Consider the following 21837-nt stretch of genomic DNA (forward strand, 5'->3'; position numbering starts at 1 on the left):
GACAGTCGCAAGAGGTCGTCCGAATGACACGACCGTGCAGTCTTTGATAGCCGCTGCGGTCACACCCGCCATGTTCGAACCAGTTCTGAAACTGTCCCGCACGGTTGTCTCGTGGCTCAATGATACAGCAGCGCCCCGCACGCCGTTTCAAAGCCGGATCAACGAGGTGCCGCTATCGGTGCGAACGGCAGGGCTTGTCTGGCAGCAGGAACCTGCTGCCATTCCGATGCTTGACTGCGTCTGGAGAGTGGGAGCCGAAACGGTCATCTTGTCGCTGTCGCGCCCGCTCGTAGAGGAGTTCATCACGACAGTGCAGAACGGCTTGGCCTTCCCTTCCGAGCCAACTGCTTCGCTTATTCTCGAACTCGCTCTTGAGCCGCTTGTCACTCGACTGGAGGAGACGACGCGTCTGAACGTGCAACTCGTGCGCGTATGCGAAGCCACGATGCTGGCTCCTCATCTTGAACTCGACATCATTTTCGGCGCGGTCAAGGGCAAGGGCCGTCTATTCCTGTTCACGCCTCTTGACGGCTTAGTACCGCCTGCGTTTCGCGCGCTAGGCGAACTGCTTGCCCAGTTGCCGCGGCAGCTGGGCGGGCTGCCTCCAGAGCTCCCGCTCATTGTTGCAGGAGAGGTCGGCACGCTTCGCCTTCCTGCGGCGCTTCTTCGAAGCGCATGTGTCGGTGATGCATTGTTGCCCGATATTGCGCCGTTCGGCCGCGGCCAGATCACCCTAGCTGTCGGCCAGTTGTGCGCCGGGGCGGATCTTGACGGCGATGAATTAATCTTGCGGGGGCCTTTCCGCCCGCGACCGTGTCCTTTGGAGAATGCGCATATGACACAACCCGGATCGCAACTGGAGCTTACTAAGGATCTCGACGATGTCGAGATCGTGCTTGTCTTTGAATGCGGCCGCTGGCCTATTTCTCTTGGGGAATTAAGAAGTGCCGGCGAAGGGCATATTTTTGAACTTGGATGGCCGATCGACGGCCCGGTCGACATAGTGGCCAATGGTCAGCGTATCGGGCGTGGCGACATTGTCCGCATCGGAGAAGAGCTGGGCATCAGGCTCCGTGGCGGGTTTGCATGCAATGAGTGAAGCTCAGCCGACAATCCTGGCGCTTCTTGCGGTTACCGCCGGACTCGGTCTGCTGGTTTTAGCAGTTGCCACGACAACGGCCTTTGTAAAGGTATCAATTGTTCTTTTCCTCGTCCGCAATGCGCTCGGGACCCAGACCATACCACCCAATGTGGTGCTGTACGCCGCGGCGATGATCCTCACTATGTTCGTTAGTGCGCCCGTTGCTGAGCAGACCTATGACCGCATGTCGGATCCCAAGCTCCACTATCAGACATTCGACGACTGGGTAAGCGCCGCTAAAGCCGGAAGTGAGCCCTTGCGCGAGCATCTCAAGAAATTCACAAATGAAGAGCAGCGGCGATTTTTCCTATCTTCGACAGAAAAGGTCTGGCCAGAGGAAATGCACGCTGCAGCCACGCCTGATGACTTTGCAATACTTGTACCGTCTTTCTTGCTATCAGAATTGAAGCGCGGATTTGAGATAGGATTTCTACTTTATCTGCCTTTTATTGTTATAGATCTGATAGTGACAACTATCTTGATGGCAATGGGTATGTCGATGGTCTCACCAACTGTTATATCTGTCCCGTTCAAGATCTTTTTGTTTGTTGCCATTGATGGTTGGTCAAAATTGATGCATGGGCTTGTGCTGAGTTATACGTTACCGGGAGGCTGATCATCACTGAATCCAGCATCATTACTCTTATGAGCCAATCACTGGTGGTTTTCATGATCTGGATTCTACCGCCGCTCATTGCATCAGTGGTTGTCGGCCTCGTCATCGGCATCCTCCAGGCGGCGACGCAGATCCAGGATGAAAGCTTGCCGCTCACCGTGAAGCTTCTGGTCGTTGTCGCGGTGATTGGGCTGTTTGCTCCTGTGCTAAGCGCCCCGCTCATAGAGCTAGCCGATCAGATCTTCACCGAGTTTCCCGCAATGACACTTAGCTACTAGTCCGCCCCATGGACGCGCCATCGGCCGATATTCAAATTCTGATCCAGACGGCTCTCGAACTCGTCGTTGCGGCAGGTCTTGGGGCAGCCCGCGCGATGGGCATCATGCTGATCTTTCCCGTATTCACACGCTCGCAGATCAGTGGGCTGATCCGGGGCTGTTTGGCTGTTGGCTTCGCACTACCATGCCTGGCACACGTCAGCGGCGGATTGCCGGCGCTGGATTCTGATACACGCCTGATCCAGCTAACCCTGCTCGGATTCAAGGAAGTTTTTGTCGGTGTACTCCTTGGCACTTTTCTTGGCATTCCGCTTTGGGGCCTTCAGGCTGCCGGGGAGCTTATCGACAACCAACGCGGCATCAGCAGCCCGACCGCTTCGGCCGATCCCGCGACGAACAGTCAGGCTTCCGCGATGGGCGTTTTTCTGGGGATCACTGCGATTGCCATATTCGTCGGATCAGGAGGCCTGGAAACTTTGATCAGTGTCCTGTACCGCAGCTACTTGATCTGGCCGGTGTATCAGTTTCACCCGACACTGAGCGGGCCAGGAGCAATGGAGTTGTTGGGGCTTCTCGACCGCATAATGCGCACGGCATTATTGGTATCGGGGCCTGTCGTGTTCTTCCTGATACTGATTGATATATCGATGATGCTGCTGCGTCGCTTTGCCCCGCAATTTAAGGCGAGCCAACTGTCTCCGGCAATCAAGAACATTGTCTTTCCAGTTCTCATGGTCACCTACGCTGCCTATCTGGTGGAGAGCATGAAACTGGAGGTCACACAAGCCAACGGCGCGCTGGAGTGGTTCGACAAATTGCTGCCATGAGCGACACAAGTGAAGAGAAGACACACGCCGCCAGCCCGAAGAAGTTAAGTGAAGCGCGCAAAAAAGGACAGCTGCCACGTAGCTCCGATTTCGTCCGCGCGGTCGGGACTTGCGCTGGGCTCGGCTACCTTTGGCTAAGAGGCAGCGTGATCGAGGACAAATGCCGGGAAGCGCTCCTATTAGCCACCAAGTTGCAGAGCCTACCTTTCGATACCGCGGTGCCGCAGGCATTGGTTGTGCTCGTCCAACTCACCGTCGCGGCTGTTGGCCCGCTGCTTGGAACCCTCGTCGCCGCGGTGATTTTGGCCAGCCTGCTAGCCAATGGTGGATTTGTCTTCTCTCTGGAGCCGATGAAGCTCAGCTTTAAGAAAATTGACCCCTTTGAAGGGCTGAAGCGCTTGGGGTCTGCTCGTTCCATGGTCGAAGTCTGCAAGACCATGTTCAAGGTATTGGTTCTCAGCGCAACCTTTTCCATTGTCCTTCTCGGGATGTGGAAGACAATGGTCCCTCTGCCGATCTGCGGCATGGGCTGTGTTGGCCTCATCTTTATGGAGACAAAATTGCTGATGGGAATTGGCGCCGGCGCACTGCTGGTCGGCGGACTGATCGATCTCCTGCTCCAGCGCGCGTTGTATCTGCGCGAAATGCGCATGACCAATACCGAAGTGACGCGCGAGTCGAAGGATCAGCAAGGAGCGCCAGAGTTGAAAGGTGAACAGCGTCGCATCCGCGAGGAGGCGGCCGACGAGCCTGCGCTTGGCGTGCATCGCGCCACGCTGGTCTTAACAGGAAGGGCGGTCCTGATCGGTCTGCGTTACGTTCGCGGTGAAACCGGGGTGCCGTTCTTAGTTTGCCGTGCCGAAGGTGAGCGCGTTTCACATGTGTTGAGTGAGGCGCGGGCACTACGCCTGACGATCGTCCATGACCATGTCTTAGCGCGTCAGCTGATAAGCACTACAAAACTCGGCCACGCGGTTCCTATGCAATATTTCCAGCCTGTCGCGAAAGCATTCTTTGCCGCAGGCTTGGCCTAGTCATTGGAAGTCCACGACTGCCCAGTTCAAAACTGACCTGGTTCCATGCTAGTGGCAAATGTCGGCTGGCCATCCGTGCCCCAGTGTCTCTGTCAGGCCAACCGCGCAACCGCGGGCCTGGGGCAATCACTCCCCTCGGATCTGCCACCCAGCAACTACGGCAAGTCCTCCGGGCATGACCTTTCAGCCTCTGCTGGCCGGTGCGTGGCGCAGTCCGAGGTTTTGAGGCCGGCAGTGCGGATTTGATTGGTGCAGCCGTTGGAATGCCCTCGTCAGCTAGTCGTCAACTAAGCGCCCTATGTTGAACAGCCGTGCTAACTTGAGCTCGGTTGCGAAACATAGGAGTACGAATCGTCATGTATGGTCGAATTGGCTCATCCGATAGTTACCGCGCGCATAATGCCGGCGAGCAATCGGATGCAGGAAGCGAAGGGTTCGCGGACACATTTGCCCGAATGCACTTATCCGGATCGGAAGGTAGCGGCGCCTCATCATCGGCGGCTCCCCAAGCATACTCCCTCAATTCCCGACCTCCTGTGGTGGAGATCAACAGGACTTCCTTCAGGAGACAGGTGAGGCAATTTCATGGTGATGAAATCACGCACATCGCCGACAATCCTCAAGAGTATTCGGAGTTCGTATCGTCACGAGCCAGGCGCACCGCGGACGTTGCTCAGCAATATGGCATCCGTCGAGATACGGAGCACGCGCGATATTTCAGTTACCAATTGGGAGACCGGAGTGCCGGACTGCTGAGAATGGAAGGCGGATTCAGCATGAACGAGTTCGAATCGGAAAGTTGGCGGGAACAATTTCCTGGTCGAACTGAGGTCACTTCCATAGTGGATCTTCAAGTCGCCCATCCGCTCGTCGAAAATGCGGGCGATATTCTGCTGGAGCATCAACTTCGGATAGACGGCGACCGACCGTTGCTGAATTGGCGTGCGGCTAATCCGGAAGCACAAGCGCGCGCGCAGACGATGGGGTTTGTTGAAGTGGATCATGGCGACCTGGTGCTTGACCCTACGCAGCATCCCGACAAATGGACGAAGAACAGTGCCGGTGAGTGGCAGCGTGCAGGCAAACCTCCACTCTATCTCCACAAAACCGAGGACAGCGACAGCAGCGATAGCGGGTCTGACGACGATTTCATGTGATTTGTCGACCCGCCGCCGAGCCTTGCAACTGGTGACGGTTGCAAGGCTGTTGGCAGTGAATGCTAATTGTCCGGCGACAGCCCCGCCTTAGCGCCAGCGCCGCCGAGCGATCCAGCCCATCTCCCAGACAATAAACTGCGGATGCGCATCGTGGGTGCTTGCGAGCGGATTGTATTCGGGCCGGAACTCCGCCTCTTGGATACGAGCTCTCCCGAATCCAATTTTCTCCACCACACCGTTGGGTCGTTGCGATGCGCCGATCCCGATCGGATCGGCTATGCCTGCTCCGCGCTCGCAGGAAGACCTTCCGCCTCGATCTTGGCGGCGCGATCTCGGCGATAAGTTGGATGGGAGGCAAGATACGCCGCCACGTCAACAGCAGGTAACGCGACATCGCAAATCGGCCCTGACGGTAGCCGATCGACTCCAATCGCCGGACCGCAACTCGCGCAGCGGCATCGCGGTTTGGCCAGGAGAAATGCTCGCTGACTCACAGCGTGGCCGGCCGCATTCTGCCCTAGACCCCAAAGTACGTGCCCTGTCATGCAGCCTGCGCCGACGGGAGCTCGGCACGCGAATGGCGTGGTTGGCGGCCAAGCCCCGAGGTCAACAAGGACTTACAGAAAGCGGGGGTGAGTTTGCCGCGATGAATTATGACCTTCTCGCGACCGGACCTAGCATCGGCTTCCTCTCGCTCTCGATTGTAGCCGCGCTGTTCGTTGGATTTAACGTGGCAAGCGGTGAATTCGGAATCAGCCAGCCCTTCCAAGTTTCTGGCCATGACGGGGCGACTCGTGTGGATGTGCACCCACATCGGGCTCGGCATCGCACCATTGACCAGCATCTTGGGCTGCAGCTTCATCTCAAACAGCTTTCCTGGCTCGCCACGCAGCGCGACCGGTGCCTCCGGCGGCATCAATTCGTCGGCATTGCACAAATGTTCCAGGTATTTTTGCGCCGGAAATGCGTAGGTCTTCATGCAATCAGTCGTAATGCCGGCTTTTCCTTCATTCAATGCGTTGGCCTGTCCCAGCACCATGTTCAGCAACCCTTTGAGCTGGTCTGTGCGTTCGTGCACTTTGGGTAGCTGGGTGGAGGTGAGTAGCAGGCGTACATTACGCCCCTGCAACCCGGCGAGACAGGTTTGCATCTCAATGGCCTGGGCTCGCAGGTACTGGGCCACATCGTCCACGACCTTACCGGCCTCCTCAGGCTTCATCTGGCGCACTTGGGAGACGACGCTTTGCTGACCGGCCAGATCGAACTGCAAAAGTTCGTCCAATCGTTTGAGCCGCTCCGTCAATACCTCCATTGACAACGCGGCGCCCCCGATTGTCGAGCCTGCCCCCGACGAACTCGCAGCCACCTCTTGCGCTCTCACCTGTGTACTCGCAACTTGATCCGAGCGCGCGAGAACCTTGGCTGCTGGCACTGTGCCGGCGTTCGCAGCGACTGGTGTTGATGGCTGCCCGGCGGCAGAAGTCCCGGCGCGAGCTGCCGACTTATGCTTTGACTTCCCTTTCCTTCGCGCTGTAGTGCCTTCTGACACTGCAGCCGTACCAGCAGTGTCAGCCGGTATCGCAGCGCCTGCCCTGGCCGGCATCGCAGCGCCCGCCTGGGCCTGTGGCGCCATGATGGCTGACGGCGGAGACTGCAGGTTCAACAAGTGCATGGCATCGTGCGCAGTGATCCATGCATCGTCCACGATCCGTTCGAACAGTTTCAATGGGAGGCCGGCATCTGGGTAGGTATGGCTTAGCTTGGTATGCACCTCGTGCAACGCCAATCCAAAATCCGAAAGCCGCTCCATGATTTTTTCTACAACCGCGCAATCATGAGCGTTGAGTGCTTTGCCATCATCCATTATGCCCTTCGCCAAAGAGAGGGCGCGAAGAGCTTCTTGAACGGCGCTTGCCATCAGCTGCACCACTCCATTTCGACCGACGAGGAGTTCCTTCAAATCTGGCTCGAACCTGCTCGCCCGCAGTTCAATCTTGGCCCGCGCAAGACCGATCCGCTCATGGACCAGCCAGATCCTGACACTCAGTACCGAGCCGGCACGCAGCCGCAGTGCGCACCGCTCGGCTTCCCGCATCACGGGCGTTCCACTGGATAGGCTAGCGGTGGCAGCGCAGGCGGATCGCTGCCGTTCGGAGCGCCATGCCTTTTTTTCCCACCACTTAATTGCCGCCGTATGGTGGTTCTCCACATTTAAAATCAACAGCTCCTGCCGGTCCGCCTGGGAGTAGGAGTAGAGTTTATCGACCATACCTGCCGCTTTCTTGGTCTTTTTGTCCAATTTCGTGATCGTCGACAGGCCAAGTTTGTCTACTTCATTCGCGGCGTCGCACACGATCTGGCAACATCTACGCACCTTGTCGTCTGGCATAATTGTCTGCGCCTCAGCCGCAGGCAGGCTAGCGCGGTACTCCAGAATTGCTGAGGCTGCATCGACGACCCGACTGATCAGCTCCACCGCCTCCTCGGGGACGTCGGTTTTCCTGGCCGCAGCCTCGCAATCAGTCAGTTGTTGAACAAGACTGTTCATTCTGAGCTGTGTCGGACTGATATCTTCATTTGACGATGAGCTGGTGCCTTCCACCTGCGCGGTTGATAGTTGGCTACCGACCGGCGCCATGGCTTCGCCCTCAGACATGGAGGGAGAACCGCGCCGCCTTGCGGCTGCGCCACGTGGCGCTACGGTTCCGCGTGGTGGCGCAGCGGCTCCACGTGGCGGTGCGTTCAGGATTTGATCTTCGCCAATCGAGGCGCCTGGCAGACTTTCGCGGGCATCGCCTGGACCGCGCGCAACTGGAAGGGAGGAGGGCCTCCTATCGGCGTCCCCAGAGCGCATCTGCTCCACAACGGAATCGAATGACTGTCCACCTTCTCCCGCAGCAAGACTTGATTGCGAAAGGGAACTGCTCGCCCGCCCCGCGCGGCTGGCTCCAGTTTCAGCCTGCGATTTCCGTGGTCGGCCAATGCCCTTCATATTGCGTCTCCGTAGTAGGCGAGAATGTGCTGCTATTGTGCTGGCGGCTGACGAGACCAGCGGCATCTTTCGGTTAACGTCACGGTCAGCCAGACCCGCGACGGCGTAATGTTCCCGCCAAAGTGCTTCTCAGTAGCAGGCCAAGATTGGCCCGAGCTCACAGGACTTTCGCATATCGATGTCCTGAGATTATCAGCGCTTCAGTCCGCCGATTTCCAGGAACAGCGAATGAAATCAGACCAACTCGGCTAGCTCCCCTTCCTAGACACGTGCCTGACGATTTTATTGAGGCGTCACTCCTCTCGTTCGCCACCGACAAAGTCACACATTTGCTTCAGAGAAGCGTGTGCGTTGCGTATCGCGCGGGAAACCATTTCGATCTATAGTTACAAAAAGTGTCGAGACGGGACCTTTGGATCCGAAGGTCAGGCACGGCCGGCCTAGATAGACCGCTTGGCTGACGATTAGCTGACGATGGGAGTTCTCACGAACAGGGCAAGAAAATCCGACCGCTTCAAGCTTTCGATATGGTGAGAAGAGGATCCGCACCGGCCTCCCAAAGCCGGCAGACCATCCCATGTTCGTACTCGCCGACCTTCTCGAAGCCAATGAGCTCACCGCGCCGGGCCGTGATGTGCAGGCGAGAGAATGGTGATGCAAAGACCGAGTTCCTGCTCGTTGCGTGCGCCCGTGGAGCCAGCAAGAATACGGTCATTGCGGTCATGCAGCACGTGGACCGTGTCTCCTGTTCGACACCACAGCATCGAGGATGCAAACGAGCTGCTGCGGCTGCCATTCGGTCGCGGCATGCGTGGACGGCGGGATTGGCCGAACAGCCGAGATCGTGGTCGACTGTTCGATGCGAGAGCAACATCCTGCAGAGCATACGTTTTTGCGCTGGCCGGTTTTTGTCAAAAGCCGTCAGGTTCTCGAAAGCTCCCGCCCTTAGCTTGATCGAGGTTAACCTTTAACACGTCGCCGCCAATGGCAAATGCCGGAGTACCTGATGATAGCAGCAATTGGGAGTGGAGTTGGCAACCTCGGGACTTCCTTGATCCGAAAGGGCCATGGGGATTCGAAATCCGAGCATTCTGGTGATGGCAAGCCGGCTGGTGGCAATGATGGCAAGCCAGCTGGTGGGAATGATGGCAAGCCAGCTGGCGGGAACGATCGGGCGGATAACCGGACCGTTTCAAATGATCAACTTCAAGACAACTCACAGTCTGCAGCACAAAGTGAAGCCTTCCAAAGTATCCTGCGATCGTTCGCGTTCCAATTCGCGAACGATGCGATGGCTGAGGCCGATGAAGCTTTGGATGACACAGAAGATGCCTGACGCGGGAAAATCCGGCGTGAGGTCATACAGGCCGTTATTGACGGCACAACTCCAACAGAAAAAGGAATGATCATGGCTGCAGTTGATAATAATAAGAAATCAGGCAATACCAATACCAGTAGCGCCGGCAATACCGATAAAACTAACAGTGGCACTCCCGGCAATACAAGCGGAGCTGATGCTACTGCTTTTCAGGCGCAAGTGCAAGAACTAACCAATGTTAGCTTGGAGGCGACGAAAAGGAGTGTCCAGTTGCGCACTCTAACGACCAATCTCCAGACCATCAAGAAGGCCGCCGACGAACGCGTTTCGTAATGTCGGAAGCGGCTTTTAGACTGCCCCTAGCGCGTCTCCTTATTGACGCGACGTAGTCCCGAAATGAGCCGCATGGCAATTGCCGTGCGGCTTCTATCCTGTTTGAGAGATGCTCTGTGGATGACGCCGTTTCCCTCCGTTTCGAAGTGCTTTCGGGGCTCTATTGCGGACTGACCGGCAAGACGGATCTTCAAACGTGTTTAATCGGCAGCGGCTTCGATGCCGATTTGGTCTTTGTCGAGCAAGGACTGGCACCGCATCATCTTCGTGTAACTCTTCTTGGCAAGTCGATCGAACTCGAGGCGCTTGCACCCGGACTCAGTATCGAGGGCAACCGGAATATCGCCGCAGGCCAGTCCGTTGTTGTGCCCCTTCCTGCCGTCCTGCTCGTAGGCGAGATGTCCATTGCTTGGTCCGTGCAGGATGCAGAGCCGCCTGGTTCGACCGGCATACCGCGCCTACCGATCGGTGTGCTCGCCATGGTCATAATCAGCTCACTCGGGATCGGCGCGCTTTCGGGCATGTTCTCCTATCTTGGCAATGCAAGTGGATCGAGCCCCAATTCACTTCGGGCTGAAGTCGCGTCCAGAACGATCAGTCACCGCGCTGACAATGAACTTACGGGGGCAGCGGCCAAAGAGCTGCAGGAGGAAGTCGATCGAGCGGGTCTTCTCGACGTCAAGATTGGCTCCGCAAAGGGTGTTGTGACCGCCGAGGGCACCGTCACGTCTGAATCGGTCATCAGCTGGCAGAAGCTTCAGCAATCGTTCGATCGTCGCACCAAGGGTACTCTAACACTGGTGAACGGAGTGCTCATCAAAGAGGAGAAGGCGCCATCCGCAATCGCGGTCGAAGCTGTGTGGCATGGGGCCCAACCGTATCTTGTCATCGACAGCGAGAAGTATTTTGTCGGGGCCATTTTAGCTGATGGATGGGTAGTCGATCGTATTGAGGACAGCCGTGTGCTGCTGAGCAGGAATGGCCGCATTGCTGCTCTCCCATATTGAAAGCTCGCAGGCCCCATCAAGCAGCACTCTATGGCCAGCCAAACATCCTGTGGCGCTCGGTGCTGACAAGCTGGCTGCGTTGGAAACATTTGCTGCCCAGCCATTTCGCGCCTGTTTGTGGCTCTCATGCAGGGTCACGCGCTGGCCAAGGCCGAGGCGCCTTCGGAGTTCGAAAGCTACGTTTCAGGGCGTAACAGCAGAGTAAGTCTCAACCGATTGCAAAGGTGTCTCGATGGCCAACGTCCTGCGTGACTTCATCAAGCGTGCGCCGGCCAGCCCGGATTTAATGGTTGCGTTGATGCTGCTTCTGGCTGTCGCGATGATGGTCATGCCTATCCCGGTCGTGGTGGTCGACGCACTGATAGGATTCAATATGGGGTTGGCCATACTGCTGATGATGGTTGCCCTGTATGTCAGTACTCCACTTGATTTTTCCTCTTTGCCCGGCGTTATTTTGATTTCCACTGTATTCCGTCTCGCGCTGACGGTCGCAACGACGCGACTGATCCTGGCCGAGGGGGAGGCCGGCAGCATTATTCATACCTTTGGCGATTTCGTCATCTCAGGCAATATCGTGGTGGGTTTCGTCATATTTCTGGTCGTCACCATGGTGCAATTCATGGTCCTCGCGAAGGGTGCCGAACGGGTGGCAGAAGTGGCGGCGCGTTTCACGCTGGATGCTCTGCCGGGCAAGCAAATGGCGGTCGACGCAGAGCTACGCAACGGCCACATCGATGCCAACGAATCCCGCCGGCGGCGCGCCGAATTGGAGAAGGAAAGCCAACTATATGGCGCGATGGACGGCGCGATGAAATTTGTGAAGGGCGATTCCATCGCCGGGCTGGTGGTTATCTGCATCAACATGCTGGGTGGAATTTCGATCGGTCTGCTCTCCAAGGGCATGTCCTTCGGCGAGGTGCTGCATCACTATACTCTGCTGACGATAGGCGATGCATTGATATCGCAGATTCCGGCCCTTCTGCTCTCCATTACTGCGGCGACCATCGTCACCCGTGTGACTGGGACGGCGAGGATCAACCTCGGTACCGAAATGGTCAGTCAGCTCACGGCCAGTACTCGAGCCTTGCGGCTGGCGGCCGGCGTCCTGGTCGTGATGGGGTTCGTTCCTGGGTTTCCCCTCCCCGTCTTTCTGATGCTGGCCGCAGTGTTCGCTGCGGTAAGCATTGTCAAGGCTGATGTGCTGGGCGCCGGCACTGCCGATGCGAAAGATGGAACTGCAGCGGAGCCTAAGCAAGCCGCGCCTGCGAAGGAATTCCCGATCGCATTTTTTTTAGCGCCAAATCTTATGCAGGGGATCGATCAAGCCGAATTGCAAAAACATATTGGGCGCGTTTCGCTCCTGGTCACAGCCGATCTGGGCATTATCGTTCCCCGCATCCCTGTCTTGGTTGACGAGCAGCTGCCTACATCGCAATTCCGGATAGATGTCGAGGGCGTGCCAGTCGAACAGGACGCGATAGATCCAAGCCAGATGACGCTCCGAGCCGATGTAGCGCACGTCGACTCGAGCGGTATCCCCCTTAGGCGTGAGCCGAAAACGGACAGACTCCCGGTCGAACATACCCCTGCACAGGCCCTTACGGGCGCCGGCACGGAGCATTGGGCTCCCGGCGAACTCCTCGCCTTGCGCGTCCATGCAACGTTGACCCGCTACGCACCGCGATTGGTGGGCATCCAAGAGACCCGACATTTCCTGGGCCGAATGGAGCAGGAATATTCTGAGCTTGTGAAAGAGGTGCTGCGCACGACGCCGATTCCTCGGATTGCCGATGTTCTGCGCCGCCTCCTGGAGGAAGGTATCCCAATCCGCCACACCCGTCTCGTCTTGGAGGCATTGGCCGAATGGAGCGAGCGTGAGCAAAACGTTGCCCTGCTGACGGAATATGTCCGTTCTGGTTTGAAGCGACAGATCTGCCACCGCTATGCCAACACCGAGGGCATCGTGTCCGCCCTGGTCGTCGAACGCGAGAGCGAGGATGTGATGCGTGGCGCGGTTCGAGATTCGGATGCAGGCCCCTATCTCGCACTGGAGGATCGGCAAAGCGAAGCGATGCTATCACAGATACGTCAGGTCCTTTCGAACACAGAACCGGGTCAAACCCGCCCTATTCTGTTGACGTCAATGGATGTCCGACGTTTCGTCCGCGGCTTTCTGACGCGAAACGGGATCGATCTCGCCGTGCTGTCTTATCAAGACCTCGCCTCCGACTTTACAATTCGCCCGGCAGGATCCGTCAAACTCCCGCACGGATCGAACAGCGGATTGTTAGAGTAGTTCCACCTTTCCTAACTGAACGCGACCCGCCTCCCTGATAACCGAGAGATAATATGAAATTTGTTAGAAATACAGTTTCTCCATCGCCTATGTTTCTGCGCCGGAGCTCACTTCTTTTTGCCGTACTCGCCATTCTGCCTTTGGGCGGTTGCGCCAGCTGGCAAAAGCCCGCTCTTTCCGTGCAGGAGACATCTTCCCCAGAGTTGCTCAGCGCCGATCAAATCGATCCGGCTATGCGCGAACGCATTTTGCGCGAAGTTGGTCAGGATGTTCAAGAGCGGGCTTTGCGGGATGAGGTGAAGCAGCACCCGGACAATGTTGATGCGGCGATACGGCTTACAAAAGCCTTGGTGGCCCAGAAGCGCCCGCACGAAGCGGTTGAGGTGCTCGACAGCGTCTTGGTTGCAGCCCCAGCAAACGTACGTGCATTGAATGCGAAGGGCGTGATCTTGGACATTGAGGGGCGGCATGACGCGGCACAGGCCCTGTATCGGCGAGCTCTCGAAACCGAGCCAGGGAATCAGATGGTGCAGCATAACTTCAATCTGTCGCTTGCCTTAACGGCAAGTCCGAACAGCCAAGGTTAGCACGATCGCAATAGGTGGGCACAGCGCATGTGCAGCCTATTCCCCGGCTCGAGACGCGCTCGGCTCCCATCATAGATGGCCTCTGAAGAGAGCCATATCTGCGCAAAGCTGTTGCTCCAGATCTGGCCGGCAGAGGTCGGCAGGAGAGCCGGATGACATCTCTCGGCCACCCGCAAGGCCATCCGCCTCGCTTCGTTGCCAGAGCGCCTTCGTGGTTGCCACGCGAGATACGCTCAGGATGGATTTGATTAATTCACGCGCGAATGCCTGCCTCTAACTTGGGGCAGGCGCGACCGCTCCCATAATGCAATACGCTGCCTCTAGGCCGATGGACGATGACGGGATACGTCCCCGAGACTTCAATGGTGGGGAGCAGCGCACCCGTCGATCCATTTGCTTTCAGCGGCAACCGCCACTATGTAGCGACACTTCGCCCGACTGTGTTTCAAGCTGCCCGGAGAAGTTTATGACAGAAGAAGCCCACAACACCGACATCCTCATCGAGCTCACTGCCGATGTTGTATCAGCCTACGTCTCCAACAACCCCGTCCCGGCGGGGGAGCTTCCTGCCCTGATCGCCCAAGTGCACGGGGCTCTAAAAGGCACGGCCGGACTAATACCAGCAGAAGAGCCTGTGCCTGTGAAAAAACCTGCTGTCCCGATCAAAAAGTCGATCGAACCGGACTACATCATTAGCCTTGAAGACGGCAAGAAATTCAAATCGCTAAAGCGCCATCTGTCGACGCACTATGGTCTGACCCCGGACGAATATCGCGCCAAATGGGGTCTGCCGTCGGATTATCCGATGGTGGCGCCGAATTACGCCGCTACGCGCTCCGCCTTGGCCAAGACCATAGGACTCGGCCGCAAACCGAAAGAGCCGGAAGCCCCGGTGCCGGCGCCGGCGAAACGGACCCGCAAAAAGGTCGCAGCCTAAATCCGTATCAACAGTCGTTCGGGACGCGCGGCAGCCGTAGGCCCAATCTGCGCGGAATCAAAAGGCGGGGACGAGCCCCGCCTTTCCCGTCCAAGAGCCTCATTCCAGAGGAATTCGCGACGGCTCCAGCAATCGCTGCCGCGGCATTACCTGGTTGCATGCTCCGGCCGGGTTTCGAGCCGGTCAATGCGTTCGGAGTATGCCGCATCCTTGCCGCACGCGTTAGCCAGCCTTGCTGAGGCTGCCTGCAGAGGACTTGCCGGTGCGGCGATCCTGTTCGACCTCGTAGTTTATCTTCTGGCCCTCATTAAGGGTCGACAGGCCCGCTCGTTCAACAGCGGAAATGTGGACAAAGACATCCTGACCGCCGTTGTCGGGCTGAATAAAACCAAAACCCTTGGTGCTGTTGAACCACTTCACCGTTCCAGTCGCCATATATCCATTCCTTTGTAACAAGTCGCAACTTAGGCAGGCCATTCACGCCAGCCTGATTTGTACACGAGACTTTAGGCGCAGCAAAATCGGAAAATTGCAAGGCCCACTCGACCGCCTGATCTCCAGCAGCACCTGCCACACACGCGAGGCGCGTGCCAGACGAGGCGTATGCCAGACGTTTCGTCGTGCGCTGTCGCTCAAACGTCGACAGAAACAATGACCCAACCCTGCAAACTCGGCACATCTTGTGGACGTGCTTGGGTCGCTGCTCGACCGCAATACCCGCTCCCGACCGATATCGTCGGCCAAAATGACGACGTTTTTGTCATCAGACCGAAAGATCAGGCGCGCAGCGACACTGCACACTCAAACCGAGACCCGCGAACCTCGATTAGCTTCGGCCTGCTACGAAGCGCGGTTGCCTGCTTCTGAGGCGGGCCATTGTCGGTTTGAATCAACTGTCGGGTTCGGAACCCCAGACTGTCGGCAAGTTGACAATGCGCGTTCAGACGGCACAAACCACCCGATCGATTGTGAGCGAGATGGTTTGGCAGATTGAGCAAGGGCGGGACTCAGCTATGCCGCCCAGGCTGCTGACAAGGCCAAAGCAGCGTAGGTGCGGAGTGAAATCCAAGGTCCACATGGGTCGTCGCGCGTCCCGTGCGCCTGGGAAGGCGCCGGCCCGGCCAAGCTTTTCCCAGATCGTCCGGATGACGCAAGCTTCGCTGAGCGTCAATGAACGTTCGGGCGATGACCAAAGGCGTCGTGCGTTGCAATCTGGACTGTCCAGGATATCAGGAGTTCCATGGCCTCAGCCCGCTTGGCTGGCCACACTTGAAGCTCCAACATACCGGCTGGCACAGGCCAATTGGACTCTGCGCTGCCCTCAATGCGCTGGTGGCACGGTCAATGCTTGTCTATCGATCCGGCCGCCCATGCGTGATGCTGTCGGTCGACGTTCGCAAACCAGACCCTCGGCGAACCCAGCGAAGGGGCTCGCCGGTACGACGAGGGACCTTACCTCTTTATGCGCGGCATCATTGTCGAGGATGACATGTTGCCTTACACGTCGTCCCCTCGCGCTCGGGGCTTTGAGGGGCGGATGAAGTCCTGATGGCGGTGGCACTGCTGCATGTTTGCGTAAGACCCATCAGTCACGATCGCGTTGTCCTTCGATGTCGCGGTGCTGATAGGCGGGCAGATCGGTGTGCGCGGCGCCCGCCAAAGGATCGTCGTCACGCCGGAGGAGGCGAGCGCCGTAGCCGGCGCGCCGGCGAAAGGCGCTTTCTGTCGGATGCCCGACAATGTCGGATATCGCAAGTATCAAGGTTGGATCAAACCTTGCAAATCGGGGCTTTCTTACTTGGCACGGCGCATGCTCAGGTATCCGCAAACACCCAATGGATAACGAGCAGACTTCCCATGGCCTCACCAAAATACTGCCGAACGTTCCCCGGACGCATCCAAAGATGAGGCCCGCGTCAGGCCCGGCAACACGCTGACGGCTCATCTGGCTCGGCGTCGCGTGCCGATCCACTTTCTCCCAATAGGCGTCGGGAGACATAGAGCCTTCAAAATGAGGAACAAATCACTTTGCCAGGAACCCAGCCCATAATCCCACTCTCCCTATCAGAACTACCAAGCAAGCCCCGCACTCACGGGCTTCGCAGGACGTCCGTTGCGACCGAGTTGGGCGGCGCGAGGACGGCTCCGATCCCCGTCGCATGGGAGGACGGCAAGGCGACGGATTTCGTGCTCGACAACGGCATGGAGGTGGTCGTCATTCCCAACCACCGGGCGCCGATCGTCACCCACATGGTGTGGTACAAGATCGGCAGCGCCGACGAGCCGCCGGGCAAATCCGGCATTGCCCATTTTTTCGAGCATCTGATGTTCAAGGCGACGACCAACCATGCGGCCGGCGAATTCGACCGCGCAGTGTTCGAGATCGGCGGCTCGCAAAATGCCTTCACCTCCTCCGACTACACCGCCTTCTATCAGACAGTGGCGCCGTCGGCGCTCGAGCTGATGATGAGCTTCGAGGCCGACCGAATGCGAAACCTCATCCTCACCGACGATGTCGTCAAGACCGAGCGCGACGTGGTCATCGAGGAGCGCCGCTCAAGCACCGACACCAACCCGCAGGACGTGCTCCATGAGGAGATCGACGCGACGCTGTGGCAGAACCAGCCCTATCGCATCCCGATCATCGGCTGGATGCAGGAGATCGAGCAGCTGAACCGCGTCGACGCCACCGCCTTCTATGAAAAATACTACTGGCCCAACAACTCCGTGCTGATCGTGGCCGGCGATGTCGAGCCGGAGACGGTGAAGGTGCTGGCCGAGAAGACCTATGGCAAGGTGGCGCGCGGGCCCGACCTGCCGCCGCGCATCCGGCCGGTTGAGCCCGAGCAGAACACCAGGCGCACCGTCACGCTCTCCGACGCCCGCGTCAGCGTGCCCAGTTTTTCGACGCAGTGGGTGGTGCCGTCTTACCATACCGCCAAGCCGGGCGAGGCCGAAGCGCTCGACCTGTCCGAAATCCTCGGCGGCGGTAACCGCAGCCGGCTCTACCAGGCGCTCGCTGTCCAGCAAGGTATCGCTTCCAGCGCCTGCGCCTATTTCCAGGGCACCATGCTCGACGACACCAGGTTCGCCATCTATGGCGCGCCGCGCGGCGATGCCAAGCTGGCCGATCTCGAAGCGGCGGCCGCTGCCGAAGTCGCTCGCATTGCCAAGGATGGTGTCAGCAGCGAGGAACTGGGCAAGGCCAAGGAGCGCTTTGTGCGCGATATGATCTTTGCCGAAGACGACCAGGACGACCTCGCCTGCATATACGGCTCGACGCTGGCCACCGGCGGCACCGTGAAAGATGTCGAGGAACGGCCGTCTCGCATCCGCAGGGTTACCGCCGCGCAAATCAAAGCAGTTGCCGCCCGCTATCTCGCGTTCGACCGTTCGACCACGGGCTATCTCTTGCCCAAGACGGAGAATGAAGAGATGACGCTCGGCGCTCAGCCCCATGCTGCGATGAACATCCAGGAGGTGAAGTCCGAAAAGGGCATGATCGCCTGGCTGGTGGAGGACCACACAGTGGAAATCGTCAACATCGGCTTTGCCGGCGGCATCACGCAGGACCCGGTCGGGAAGGAGGGGATGGCCAATCTGATGGCCGGCCTGTTCATCGAAGGCGCCGGTAATTACGACAGCGATGCCTTCCAGATGAAGCTCGACGATGCCGGCGCCGAGATGGGTTTGGAGGCGCAAAGACACTACATCTGCGGATCGGTGTGCATGCTTCCCAAACAGCAGGACGCCGCGTTCGGCCTGCTTCGGCTCGCACTCAACGCGCCGCGCTTCGACCAGGGGCCGATCGATCGCGTCCGCGACGAGATTGTCTCCGACATCGTCGGCAGCGAGCGCGACCCTGACGCAATCGCTCAGCGCAAATGGCTGCGCGCGATCTATGGCACGCATCCTTTTTCGAGGCCGGGAGAAGGCACAAAAGAGAGCCTGGCCGGCATCACGCCGTCCGACCTCCTCGCCTTCCACAAGGCGATTTTCGCTCGCGACGGGCTCCATATTGCCGTGGTCGGTGACATTGATGCAAACACGCTGAGGGAAAGGCTCGACCAGCTGTTTGGTGACTTGCCTGAGCAACAAACCCTCGCCCCCGTCGCCGATGTCGTACCGAAGCTCGGCCAACTGGTGGAGGAGAACTGCGACCTGCCGCAGACTTCGCTGCGATTGGCCTGGCCTGGCGTGAAGCGTAGCGCGCCGGATCACTTCGCCACCGTGCTGATGAATGACATCCTCGGCGGCTCGGGCATGACTTCCCGCCTTTTCGAGGAGGTGCGCGAAAAACGCGGCCTTGCCTATCACGTCAGCTCTGAACTGACCCTTGACAAGCTTCTGGTTACGACAGAGACACGCTCGGACTGCGCCGCCCAAACGCTGAGCATCGTGCGAGATGTGGTAAAGCAGATGGCGCAGCAAGGACCGACCGGGGCCGAGCTCAAGGCGGCGAAGAAGCACCTGATCGGCACCTATGCCATTGACCGTCTGGGCTCGACCAGTTCGATTGCAGACCGGCTCCTGGATTTGCAGATTCACAAGGCCGACGTCGACTACAACCAGCGTCGCGCCCGCAGCATCGGTCGGGTGACGCTCAAACAGGTCAAGGCGGCGGCCAAGAAGCTGCTTTCGGCCGAGCCCGCCATTTTGGTGGTCGGCCCGCCGCTGGGCGGCAAGGATGAGTAAAGAAACTCATCTCGCCTTCCTTCTTCCTTGGGGCTTCTCGTGGGAAGAGCGAATATGGAGGCCGGTGGGCCAAGCAGATCATGCAGACCCGCGGAGTCGTTTCGCGGGCCTTGCGCGGCATTGGCGGTCCAGGCGGGCCTCTCGCCGAAACGGCGCTCCTCAGCATGTATGCCGCCTTTTGCAGAATACACTCGCACGCCACCAGCAGGCAGCGGGTGGATGAAGCAAACATCCGGCTGCTCAATCCATCAACTGATGAACCGCGGGCACTCAAACTAACGGAACTGTTGTCGTATGTTTGGTCTACCAGCTGCTTTGCCGAGGCCCTAGGACGAACCCGCTGGTGCAGAATACACACCGACGGCCTGTCGACCTGGATGTTCGCTGCGTTGAGGAGGAATCCGGTATTGCCCCTGTGCCTGCCGATGATCCGCCGTCTGAAATCCCCGCACCTGTTTGGAGCCATCGACCGCCTGCCGGCACTCGGCAGACCGGTTGGCAATAAGACGTTCGAGGTCGTCAATCCGTCGACCGGCGAAGTTTTGGCAGAGCTTCCCGATATGGGCGTGGAGGAGACACGTGCTGCGGTAGACAAGGCCTATGTTGCGCAGTCGGGATGGGCCGCGTTGACTGCCCGAGAGCGTAGCGACGTTCTTTGGCGATGGCATCAGCTGATCATCGACCATGCAGGCGATCTCGCCGCGATTCTGACTGCGGAAATGGGCAAGCCGCTTGCCGAAGCCATGTCAGAGGTATCGCATGCGGCGGCGTATCTGCAATGGTATGCCGAGGAGGCCAATCGCGTCTATGGCGAGACGATCTCGGCACCCTCGACAGACCGCCGAATGCTAGTGATCAAGCAGCCCATCGGCGTTGTTGGCACGATCACGCCATGGAATTTCCCGGCCTCCATGGTGGCGCGCAAGATCTCGCCGGCCTTGGCTGCGGGCTGCACGATCGTGCTCAAGCCCGCTGAACAGACGCCGCTCGTGGCTGGCGCAATGTTCGCCCTTGCCCATCAGGCCGGCTTTCCCGATGGCGTGGTTAACCTGATCTATGCGTCCGAAGGTGATCGCGTCGGCCGTGAACTCTGCACCAATTCCAAGATCCGCAAGATCAGCTTCACCGGTTCGACCGAGGTCGGGCGGCTGCTGATGCGTCAGTGCTCTGACCAGATCAAGAAGGTTAGCCTTGAGCTCGGCGGCAACGCACCTTTCATCATCTTCGATGATGCCGACATCGACGCTGCTGTTGACGGTGCGATCCAGGCGAAGTTTCGCAATGCCGGCCAGACCTGCGTTTCGGCGAACCGCATTTACGTCCAATCGAGCGTTCACGATGAGTTCGTCGAGAAATTCGTGGAGAAAGTCCGGCACTTATCGGTTGGCGACGGATTCGATGCCGGAGTGGACATCGGACCGCTCATCGACAGGCATGCTCTGGCCAAGATAGAGTCTCACATCGCAGATGGCATTGCGAAAGGCGGCACAATACGATGCGGGGGCCAACGTATCGGCAAGAATGGCACGTTTTTCAAACCCACGGTCCTCACCGAGATTTCCAGCGTCATGGCAGTCGCGCAAGAGGAGACATTCGGGCCGCTGGCGCCGATCATTCGCTTCAACGATGCGGACCAGGTCGTGCGCGAAGCCAATGACACGATCTACGGCCTTGCCGCATACTTCTATGCGTCCAACATGAAGCGGGTCTGGCGTGTGGCAGAGGCTCTGGAATATGGCATGGTTGGCATAAACACGGGACGCATGTCCTCGGAGGCGGCACCGTTTGGCGGCATGAAGCAATCCGGCATCGGGCGGGAGGGTTCCCGCCATGGCCTCGAGGACTATCTGGAAATGAAATATCTCTGCATGGGCGGGATTTGAAACCTGCTGCACTGTCTCTCCGCCCACCGGCCGCCCACCGGGGGCGGCCTGCGGTCAATGCCGCCACCTAATTTGAAGTTCCAAACGCCGTTGACCTGAAACACGGATGCCCGGCAGGAGACTGAGCTCGCTGCCGGGCCGGACATGCCTTGGGAGGGCATAAGTCAGCGCTCCTAGGGCCGATGGGGCCACTCAGTTCGTGCGCCTTTTGCCGATTGCGTTGCATGTGCCGTGCCAAGCCAAAAAGCATTGATAAACCGCCGATGGATCAGCTTTTGCCCTGTTGCGCACTCTACATTGTGGGATATGCGACAATGCCCAAGCGGTTGGATCGTCGTGTTGCAGACCCCCAGACGGGTCATGATTGCTATTCTTAGGACAGTGCGCAGCAAGCGCTACCCGCTGTACTACAGGCACACCATTTCCATAATCAAGCGGTGAGTGCGATGTCTGACCGAGCTGTCGGTCCAGGGGACAGTGTTAAGTTCTAAATCCCTCCATACAGTTGCACCTTCAACGATCGCCGGTCCAACAGGTCTGCATGTCCGGACTCAAAGGATCTTGGCTGCTATGGCGACATTGCGGTGCACGCCGCTTTCCGACCACTGATGTGGGTCCAGTTCGAGGCCGGCCCTAATGAACCACCGCCTTGGCACCCTCGCCGATCTCGATCGTGCCCACTGGCGTGGTGTAGGTAACGGCATTGGTCGCCGTGCTCTCCGGCAAGGGCCGGACT

15 protein-coding genes and 2 pseudogenes are annotated in these 21837 nt (G+C 58.4%); 15 read left to right on the plus strand and 2 right to left on the minus strand.

The features are described 5' to 3' along the window. The first annotated feature begins 70 nt into the window (after positions 1–70). From sctQ to E5X88_RS28985, 6 genes are all read left to right on the plus strand, one after another. Complete coding sequence (sctQ, locus tag E5X88_RS28960; protein WP_187331393.1) at positions 71–1099, plus strand: type III secretion system cytoplasmic ring protein SctQ; 1029 nt, start codon at positions 71–73, stop codon at positions 1097–1099. Beyond that, the gene (gene sctR / locus E5X88_RS28965) at positions 1092–1757 is read left to right on the plus strand and encodes a type III secretion system export apparatus subunit SctR (RefSeq protein ID WP_029354851.1); all 666 of its coding nucleotides are present in this window, start codon (positions 1092–1094) and stop codon (positions 1755–1757) included. Before sctQ ends, sctR begins: the two co-directional genes overlap by 8 nt. A gap of 2 nt (positions 1758–1759) precedes the next feature. Beyond that, entirely contained in the window at positions 1760–2035 is a 276-nt protein-coding gene (locus tag E5X88_RS28970) for an EscS/YscS/HrcS family type III secretion system export apparatus protein (RefSeq protein WP_024505375.1), read from the plus strand. 8 nt (positions 2036–2043) lie between these two features. Then, complete coding sequence (gene sctT, locus E5X88_RS28975; protein WP_091595845.1) at positions 2044–2862, plus strand: type III secretion system export apparatus subunit SctT; 819 nt, start codon at positions 2044–2046, stop codon at positions 2860–2862. Then, complete coding sequence (locus E5X88_RS28980) at positions 2859–3896, plus strand: EscU/YscU/HrcU family type III secretion system export apparatus switch protein (RefSeq protein WP_029354843.1); 1038 nt, start codon at positions 2859–2861, stop codon at positions 3894–3896. Before sctT ends, E5X88_RS28980 begins: the two co-directional genes overlap by 4 nt. Positions 3897–4252: 356 nt before the next feature. Continuing rightward, the gene (locus E5X88_RS28985; RefSeq protein ID WP_091595847.1) at positions 4253–5053 is read left to right on the plus strand and encodes an Effector protein NopP; all 801 of its coding nucleotides are present in this window, start codon (positions 4253–4255) and stop codon (positions 5051–5053) included. Between the two features lie 541 nt (positions 5054–5594). Here E5X88_RS28985 and E5X88_RS28990 read toward each other — a convergent pair. Then, positions 5595–7709, minus strand: coding sequence for a hypothetical protein (locus tag E5X88_RS28990; RefSeq protein ID WP_236387762.1), 2115 nt, complete (start codon positions 7707–7709; stop codon positions 5595–5597). A 1342-nt stretch (positions 7710–9051) separates the two neighbouring features. Here E5X88_RS28990 and E5X88_RS28995 point away from each other — a divergent pair. The 6 genes from E5X88_RS28995 to E5X88_RS29020 all read left to right on the plus strand — a co-directional run bounded on the left by E5X88_RS28995 (position 9052) and on the right by E5X88_RS29020 (position 14523). Next, the gene (locus E5X88_RS28995) at positions 9052–9381 is read left to right on the plus strand and encodes a hypothetical protein (RefSeq protein ID WP_091595908.1); all 330 of its coding nucleotides are present in this window, start codon (positions 9052–9054) and stop codon (positions 9379–9381) included. 72 nt (positions 9382–9453) lie between these two features. Beyond that, on the plus strand, positions 9454–9696 hold the full coding sequence (locus E5X88_RS29000) for a nodulation protein NopA (RefSeq protein WP_224570034.1): 243 nt from the start codon (positions 9454–9456) through the stop codon (positions 9694–9696). 116 nt (positions 9697–9812) lie between these two features. Further along, the gene (locus E5X88_RS29005) at positions 9813–10703 is read left to right on the plus strand and encodes an EscD/YscD/HrpQ family type III secretion system periplasmic domain-containing protein (RefSeq protein WP_029354836.1); all 891 of its coding nucleotides are present in this window, start codon (positions 9813–9815) and stop codon (positions 10701–10703) included. Between the two features lie 232 nt (positions 10704–10935). After that, positions 10936–12999, plus strand: a complete 2064-nt coding sequence (sctV, locus tag E5X88_RS29010) for a type III secretion system export apparatus subunit SctV (RefSeq protein WP_292167314.1) — start codon at positions 10936–10938, stop codon at positions 12997–12999. A 53-nt stretch (positions 13000–13052) separates the two neighbouring features. Then, entirely contained in the window at positions 13053–13586 is a 534-nt protein-coding gene (locus tag E5X88_RS29015) for a tetratricopeptide repeat protein (RefSeq protein WP_101918715.1), read from the plus strand. A 466-nt stretch (positions 13587–14052) separates the two neighbouring features. After that, positions 14053–14523 (plus strand): MucR family transcriptional regulator, encoded by a 471-nt coding sequence (locus tag E5X88_RS29020; RefSeq protein WP_029354830.1) that lies wholly within the window; start codon positions 14053–14055, stop codon positions 14521–14523. Between the two features lie 222 nt (positions 14524–14745). Here the strand turns inward: E5X88_RS29020 and E5X88_RS29025 are convergent, their stop codons facing one another. Next, a complete protein-coding gene (locus E5X88_RS29025; RefSeq protein ID WP_008874821.1) occupies positions 14746–14958 on the minus strand; it encodes a cold-shock protein in 213 nt (70 codons plus the stop codon). A 1689-nt stretch (positions 14959–16647) separates the two neighbouring features. Here E5X88_RS29025 and E5X88_RS29030 point away from each other — a divergent pair. From E5X88_RS29030 to E5X88_RS29040, 3 genes and pseudogenes are all read left to right on the plus strand, one after another. Further along, positions 16648–17949 (plus strand): annotated as a pseudogene (locus E5X88_RS29030) (pitrilysin family protein); the annotation flags it as partial. Between the two features lie 543 nt (positions 17950–18492). Then, positions 18493–19218: pseudogene (locus E5X88_RS33735) on the plus strand (pitrilysin family protein); the annotation flags it as partial. A 407-nt stretch (positions 19219–19625) separates the two neighbouring features. Continuing rightward, on the plus strand, positions 19626–21101 hold the full coding sequence (locus tag E5X88_RS29040; protein ID WP_127240997.1) for an NAD-dependent succinate-semialdehyde dehydrogenase: 1476 nt from the start codon (positions 19626–19628) through the stop codon (positions 21099–21101). Positions 21102–21837: the final 736 nt, after the last annotated feature.

The organism is Mesorhizobium sp. (assembly GCF_004962245.1).
Taxonomy (GTDB): Bacteria; Pseudomonadota; Alphaproteobacteria; order Rhizobiales; family Rhizobiaceae; genus Mesorhizobium.

Bases quoted from the DNA above. Each gene is read 5' to 3' on its own strand.
- E5X88_RS29000 (WP_224570034.1), top strand. From the start codon at position 9,454: ATGGCTGCAGTTGATAATAATAAGAAATCAGGCAATACCAATACCAGT.
- E5X88_RS28995 (WP_091595908.1), top strand. From the start codon at position 9,052: ATGATAGCAGCAATTGGGAGTGGAGTTGGCAACCTCGGGACTTCCTTG.
- sctR (WP_029354851.1), top strand. From the start codon at position 1,092: ATGAGTGAAGCTCAGCCGACAATCCTGGCGCTTCTTGCGGTTACCGCC.
- sctV (WP_292167314.1), top strand. From the start codon at position 10,936: ATGGCCAACGTCCTGCGTGACTTCATCAAGCGTGCGCCGGCCAGCCCG.
- E5X88_RS28990 (WP_236387762.1), bottom strand. From the start codon at position 7,709: ATGTCTGAGGGCGAAGCCATGGCGCCGGTCGGTAGCCAACTATCAACC.
- E5X88_RS28980 (WP_029354843.1), top strand. From the start codon at position 2,859: ATGAGCGACACAAGTGAAGAGAAGACACACGCCGCCAGCCCGAAGAAG.
- sctT (WP_091595845.1), top strand. From the start codon at position 2,044: ATGGACGCGCCATCGGCCGATATTCAAATTCTGATCCAGACGGCTCTC.
- E5X88_RS29020 (WP_029354830.1), top strand. From the start codon at position 14,053: ATGACAGAAGAAGCCCACAACACCGACATCCTCATCGAGCTCACTGCC.
- E5X88_RS28985 (WP_091595847.1), top strand. From the start codon at position 4,253: ATGTATGGTCGAATTGGCTCATCCGATAGTTACCGCGCGCATAATGCC.
- E5X88_RS29015 (WP_101918715.1), top strand. From the start codon at position 13,053: ATGAAATTTGTTAGAAATACAGTTTCTCCATCGCCTATGTTTCTGCGC.
- sctQ (WP_187331393.1), top strand. From the start codon at position 71: ATGTTCGAACCAGTTCTGAAACTGTCCCGCACGGTTGTCTCGTGGCTC.
- E5X88_RS29025 (WP_008874821.1), bottom strand. From the start codon at position 14,958: ATGGCGACTGGAACGGTGAAGTGGTTCAACAGCACCAAGGGTTTTGGT.